Source organism: Vogesella perlucida, assembly GCF_979366545.1.
The window spans coordinates 98,986-105,162 of record NZ_CEETRO010000012.1 but is presented as its reverse complement, the minus strand read 5'-3'; the positions used below and the strand labels follow the sequence as shown (position 1 = coordinate 105,162).

5 protein-coding genes are annotated in these 6,177 nt (G+C 56.1%); 2 read left to right on the top strand and 3 right to left on the bottom strand.

The features are described from left to right. Positions 1 to 243 precede the first annotated feature (243 nt). Positions 244 to 882, top strand: coding sequence for a pyrimidine 5'-nucleotidase (locus tag ACZ9XP_RS16150; RefSeq protein WP_465188775.1), 639 nt, complete (start codon positions 244 to 246; stop codon positions 880 to 882). Here ACZ9XP_RS16150 and ACZ9XP_RS16145 read toward each other — a convergent pair. After that, a complete protein-coding gene (locus ACZ9XP_RS16145; protein ID WP_465188774.1) occupies positions 856 to 1,950 on the bottom strand; it encodes a VanZ family protein in 1,095 nt (364 codons plus the stop codon). The genes ACZ9XP_RS16150 and ACZ9XP_RS16145 overlap by 27 nt on opposite strands. Positions 1,951 to 2,094: 144 nt before the next feature. Then, a complete protein-coding gene (locus ACZ9XP_RS16140; protein WP_147688013.1) occupies positions 2,095 to 2,688 on the bottom strand; it encodes an OmpW family outer membrane protein in 594 nt (197 codons plus the stop codon). A 148-nt stretch (positions 2,689 to 2,836) separates the two neighbouring features. Here ACZ9XP_RS16140 and ubiD point away from each other — a divergent pair, with 148 nt between their 5' ends. Further along, entirely contained in the window at positions 2,837 to 4,312 is a 1,476-nt protein-coding gene (gene ubiD, locus ACZ9XP_RS16135; protein WP_147688014.1) for a 4-hydroxy-3-polyprenylbenzoate decarboxylase, read from the top strand. Positions 4,313 to 4,383: 71 nt separating this feature from the next. Here ubiD and ACZ9XP_RS16130 read toward each other — a convergent pair whose 3' ends face one another. Further along, a complete protein-coding gene (locus ACZ9XP_RS16130; RefSeq protein WP_465188773.1) occupies positions 4,384 to 6,108 on the bottom strand; it encodes a M30 family zinc metallopeptidase in 1,725 nt (574 codons plus the stop codon). Positions 6,109 to 6,177: the final 69 nt, after the last annotated feature.

The following is a 6,177-nucleotide window of genomic DNA, read 5'->3' as shown; positions in this document are numbered from 1 at the left end:
GCTTAGCCAGACACTTACACCTATCGGTTATTTGGTCTGTTAAAGAGCGGTGCTGACTGCTTGTTTCGTTTGCGTCGTCAGCTGAGGAGGCGAACTATACCCAGACGAGCGAAGGGCGTCAACACTTATCGCGAAGTTTTTTACTGCCACATGGACAAGCTACTGATTGGGCAGCAAAAACTGCGGGATTTTTTTTGCAAGGCTGCATAGACTTAGGCGCTTTCCGATTGGACTCATGGCGAAATGACGATCACCACGCATACTCAACACTGGCTTTTTGACCTAGATGACACGCTGCACCATGCTGGCGCGGCTGTTTTCCCGATGATTAACGAGTATATGACCCGCTATATCTGTCACCACGTGGGGGTTGGTCGCACAGAGGCGGACCGGCTGCGCACTGACTACTGGGCACGCTATGGTGCCACGCTTGCCGGGCTGCAACGGCACCATGGCATTGCGCCGAGGCATTTCCTGATGCAGACGCACCCAATGGAGAGCTTGTTACCCCTGATTGAAACCAGCACACAGCTACCGCTATGGCTGAAGCGTTTGCCGGGACGCAAATGGGTGTTTTCCAATGGTCCGCAACACTATGTAGAGTCGATTGTGCGCCACCTGGGTATTGAAACGCAGCTAGAGGGCTGCTTTGGCATGGATAGCTTTGGTTTGACACCGAAACCCCGGATGGCAGCCTACACCAGCGTACTGCGACAGGCAGGCATTCGCGCGGGGCATTGCATCATGGTGGAAGATTCTGCTCCCAACCTGAAAACGGCCAAGCGTCTGGGCATGCGCACGGTATGGCTGAGCCACCAGTACCGCAAGCCGTCCTGGGTGGACTGGCGCATTACCTCATTGCTTGATTTGCAGCGTATTTAGCTGCTGGTAACAGGAAAGCAGCAAGCACGCCATGGCGGCCACCGGCCACAGGTCCGATAGAAAATCCAGCAGGGCACTCATATTGAGCAGATGGCCATAGGGCCAACGGAATAGCGAGAGAAAATCGGACTGTAGCTCGCTGAGCGGCCACAGTGTGGCGGCAAACTGGGCCAAGAGTAATGCCAGTATGGCCGTGATGGTTTGTACCAACCGTGACCGACCGGCAAAAAACCACAGCAACAGGAAGCCAGCGGTCAGGCCTGTCACCAGATGCGGGTTGATCCACTGAAACAGTGCAAATGGCTTGAGCAGCACCCCCGCAGCCAGCATCTTGCATAACCAGATGGTGGCGAGCAGTAGCAGGATCGCCTTGAAGCGGTCGGTTTTCTGCCTGAGCAGGCTGGTCATGAACAGGCAGGCCGCCAGCATATTGGCCATGGCACCGCCGGCCTCGACCAGAAACAGGAACAGACGGGGGTTGTCCAATGGGGACACATATGGCTGCGGCAAGCCCTGCGGGTAAGCCACCACGCCAAACAGCGGCATGGCCGGGTTAAGCTGGGTGATGAACCACAAGCCCAGCAACAGCAGCCCGTAATCAACCGCACTATGCTCGGCAAAATGGCGACGGCGCCATTGTTTGAGGTGGTGCCACTGGCGACGAAATAGTGGCGATACCGCGAGCGTGGCGCCGATGCAGGCTCCGGCCACATTGCACAGCACATCCAGGTTGGACGCTACCCGCATGGGCAGGAATTCCTGCAAGAACTCCACACCGATGCTGGTAAGGCTCGCTACCAAGAGCGCAAGCAGAAACGATTGCCAGCGTGGCAGCAGCAACAGCGCGAGGCTAAAACCGTAGGGAATATAGATGACAACGTTGGCCGCATTATCAAAAAAACGGACATAAAACGGCAGCGGGTAGGACAAAAACTCGAAGAACGGCCGCCCCGAGTAGGCCCAGCCACTAAAGGGGTACAGGCTGAGAAAGAAGATCACCACGGCATTGACGGTTGCAGCGTAAAGCGCAACGTGGCTATGGGTGGCGCGGCCTGACTGCGCGGTCATTGAGCAAGCACTTCCGGGTGAATGAACACGAACAGCATACCCAGCACCCTACAGACTGACAAGCTGGGCCATGGCCAGCCGCGAGGACTGGCGCACAAACAAAAAGGGCACCGGAGTGCCCTTTTTCATACGATACGGCAACTATTAGAACTTGGTACCGATACCGATACTGGTAACCAGCGGGTTGATGTCCAGGGTGCCCAGTTGAGTGCCACCAGTGCTGACCTTGGTCTTGATCCAGATTTTTTTCATATCCAGGTTCAGGAACACATCTTTAGTCAGCGGCATGTCGATACCAACTTGCAGCGCTGGGCCGAAGCTGTTTTTCTTCACATCAAGAATGGTAGACGTCTTGTTTTTCAGACCGTAGAAGCGGGTGTAGTTCAGGCCAGCACCTACGTATGGACGGAATTCGCCTTGCGGATTGAAGTGATACTGAGCAGTCAGTGTCGGCGGCAGTACTTTTACGGTAGCCAGTTCAGTCGAACCTGCGTTAACAGAGTGCTTGGAGGTACCCAGGATCAGCTCAACGCCGACGTTGTTAGTGACCATGTAGGTGAAGTCAACTTCAGGGATGGTGTCGTCTTTAACATCAACACCCAGCTGAGCGAGTTGACTATCAACAGAAGTCTGAGGGTTCACGTTGGCCACGCGGAAACGGGCCAGGATGTCACCTTGGGCAGCAAAAGCGTTGGTGGTCAGCAGGGTAGCCAGAGCAGCAATAGCAAGCTTTTTCATCATTATCTCCAAGCGGGTAGCTAGTAAAAGTGGTTCGCTTGCTTGCCCGCTTATTGACTTGATTCACTGCGGACAGTAGCTTGCGACGTCAGAACCAAGATTAACCTTGCGCCGCACCATCGTTTTTGCGCTAGATCATGAAAAAATCATGAAATATCACGACTTGAGGGACTTCATGTCCCAGCTTGAGGCACAGGGCGAGCTCAAACGCATTCCCTACCCTGTTTCCCCCCATCTTGAAATGACCGAAATCGGCGACCGCGTGCTCAAAGCCGGCGGCCCTGCCCTGCTGTTTACCCAGCCACAGGCAGGCGACAAGCGCTACGACATGCCAGTGCTGGCCAACCTGTTCGGCACCCCCAAGCGTGTGGCCATGGGCATGGGTGCCAATGACGTGCTGGCGCTACGCGAAATCGGCCAGACGCTGGCCTACCTGAAAGAACCGGAGCCACCAAAAGGCTTTCGCGACGCCTGGGACAAGCTGCCGCTGCTGAAACAGGTGCTATCGATGGCACCCAAAGAAGTACGCAAAGCACCCTGCCAGGAAATTGTGTGGGAAGGCGATGAGGTGGATCTGTCGCGCCTGCCTATCCAGCACTGCTGGCCTGGTGACGTGGCACCGCTGATTACCTGGGGCCTCACCGTTACCCGTGGCCCGCACAAGAAGCGGCAAAACCTGGGTATCTACCGCCAGCAGGTTATCGGCCGCAACCGCGTGATCATGCGCTGGCTGGCACACCGTGGCGGTGCGCTGGACTACCGTGAATTCCGTGCGGCCAACCCTGACAAGCCTTACCCGGTTGCCGTGGTGCTGGGCTGCGACCCGGCCACCATCCTGGGCGCGGTGACCCCGGTGCCGGATACGCTGTCCGAATACCAGTTTGCCGGCCTGCTGCGTGGCAGCCGCACCGAGCTGGTGAAGTGCATCGGCTCCGACCTGCAAGTACCTGCCAGTGCCGAAATCGTGCTGGAAGGCCACATCCACCCCAATGATATGGCGCTGGAAGGCCCGTACGGCGACCACACCGGCTATTACAACGAGCAGGATAGCTTTCCGGTATTCACCATCGACCGCATCACCATGCGCGAGAACCCGGTGTACCACAGCACCTACACCGGCAAACCGCCAGACGAGCCAGCCATTCTGGGCGTGGCGCTAAACGAAGTGTTTGTGCCCATCCTGCAAAAGCAGTTTCCCGAAATCGTGGACTTTTACCTGCCGCCGGAAGGCTGCAGCTACCGCATGGCCGTGATCAGCATCAAGAAGCAGTACCCCGGCCACGCCAAGCGCGTGATGATGGGCTGCTGGAGCTTCCTGCGCCAGTTCATGTATACCAAGTTCATTGTGGTAGTAGACGACGACGTGAATACGCGTGACTGGAAAGAAGTAATCTGGGCCATTACCACCCGCATGGACCCGGTACGCGATACCACACTGATCGAGAACACGCCTATCGACTACCTGGACTTTGCCAGCCCGGTTTCCGGCCTGGGCGGCAAAATGGGGCTGGACGCGACCAACAAGCTACCTGGGGAAACCCACCGCGAATGGGGTACGACCATCAATATGAGTGCTGAAGTATCGGCACGTATCGATAGTATTTGGCAGGAATTGGGTCTGTAATTTTCAGACATTAAGCAATAAGCCCCCGCACGGTTCCGTGCGGGGGCTTATTCATTTACAGGGCAGCACAATCAGAATGCCAAACCACTATCGGTAATCAATGTCAGGCTGGCATTAGCGGGTAACCAGATTTTGTCACCACTCACCACGCGGGTTTGCACCTTGATGCGATAAGGGGTAAGCGGCTCTGGCAGCGACAACAGCGGGCTGACATCCAGGCGATAAGTCTTGCTATAGCGGAAAGGATAAACCGCTCTGAGCGCAAAGCTCTGACCGCTCACCGTATCGTTACGCGCCGGGAAGCCATAACCGGGCAGGTTCAATACCGGGTTGGCAGCCAGGAACACCGATTGCTGCCATTTTTTCAGCACATTGTAGAAGCCGGCCGTCTCGCCACGGGCTTGTAAACCCGCTTCAATCGCCGCCACGCCACTCTTGTTGCTGGTAATCCACTCCTTGAGAATACCGGGGCCATACTGATGCACCAGGTACATACCAAAGCTCAGCGCCTGCGGATAGTGAAGCGCTGCAGAGCATGGGTCGAAGCTGCTCTCACCCCACGCCGTCATCAGACAACCGCCATAGCCCAAAGAGCGGGCAAACTCGCCACTGGCGTATAGATGCGGGTTGTAGTAGCCCATCTCGCTAGGATTGATGTCATTATTGCCGGTACCTTGGTTGGCATACATTTGCTGCCCCAGTACATAGGCTAATGTCTGCGATGCCAACTCGTTCTGCCACGTGTCGTCTGCGGGTACCGGCAGCGGGTTGGCCGCATGGCGCACTACCTTCTGGTAGAACTGCACCATGTGCTGGAATTCGTGTGCCAGTGTCGTAATGGCGATAGCAGGGGTCGGATTGGTTTCGTTCCACAGCAGCTTGTTGTTACTGTTCAGCGGGTCGGGATCCCCTGCATAACCATAGGTTGCAGAATCCATGAAAAACACCAGCTGCTCATTACTCTTCAGTGCGGCAGTTTCGGGGTGTTGCAACAGAAAAGCACGGGTAAAGTTATTGATGCCCCAAAAGTACCCAATCACACCCAAAGGTTGGGCATCCGGCGTGATGTCGTGCAGTACGATGTGGATATCGCGCGCGCCGCCAGCGATCAAACTATTCTGAGCGACGGTAGGCACTGCCCCCCACGGCTCCCCAGCTAGAGCCACGACAGGGTTGTAAATCTGGCTGGCAAAGATATCTGCCATTCTCTGAGCCTGGGCCCTGCTGATATTGCTATTTGCCGCCACCCACACATTCACGCTTTGGCCATTGCCCAGCACTGCCTGGCCTTCCAGCGTAGAAGAAAACGCCGCATCTGCATCGGAAACCTGCGCATTCCAGCTGGCAACAGAAGTCCCAACAGTCAGCGGGCCTGCCGGTACGCCGCTCGCCTGGACAACGCTGCCGCTACTGGTAGCTGAGTCGGCTTGCTGGCCGTTATTCAGCAAACTGGCGAGTTTGCGGTTAAAGGTATCCACCTTGGACGGGACATTATTCTGCAAACGGATACTTGACGTGGTGTAGGTCGCCAACGTCCCTGTCGCAATATTGCTGGCCCCTTCGGCCAGACTCATCATGGCAACCGCTGGGTTGCTCCCCACGTTACGCAGGGTAACGTAAGCCTCCATGCTGCGCGTGTTCTGTACCGTCAGTATGGTGTTGCGACTGTTTATCGCCACGCTATTGGCTGACAAATTGCAATTACCCGCGATACAAGCGGCCACATCCACGATCTCACTGCCCACTGTATTGCTGCTGCCACCACCGGCACCACCGCCCCCACAAGCGGTAAGCATGAGTGAAAGCACTCCCAGAAGATGTTTACGCACTTATCGTCTCCATTTGCATATTATGCAAATGCTATC

Bases quoted from the DNA above. Each gene is read 5' to 3' on its own strand.
- ACZ9XP_RS16150 (WP_465188775.1), top strand. From the start codon at position 244: ATGACGATCACCACGCATACTCAACACTGGCTTTTTGACCTAGATGAC.
- ACZ9XP_RS16145 (WP_465188774.1), bottom strand. From the start codon at position 1,950: ATGACCGCGCAGTCAGGCCGCGCCACCCATAGCCACGTTGCGCTTTAC.
- ACZ9XP_RS16140 (WP_147688013.1), bottom strand. From the start codon at position 2,688: ATGAAAAAGCTTGCTATTGCTGCTCTGGCTACCCTGCTGACCACCAAC.
- ubiD (WP_147688014.1), top strand. From the start codon at position 2,837: ATGAAATATCACGACTTGAGGGACTTCATGTCCCAGCTTGAGGCACAG.
- ACZ9XP_RS16130 (WP_465188773.1), bottom strand. From the start codon at position 6,108: ATGCTTACCGCTTGTGGGGGCGGTGGTGCCGGTGGTGGCAGCAGCAAT.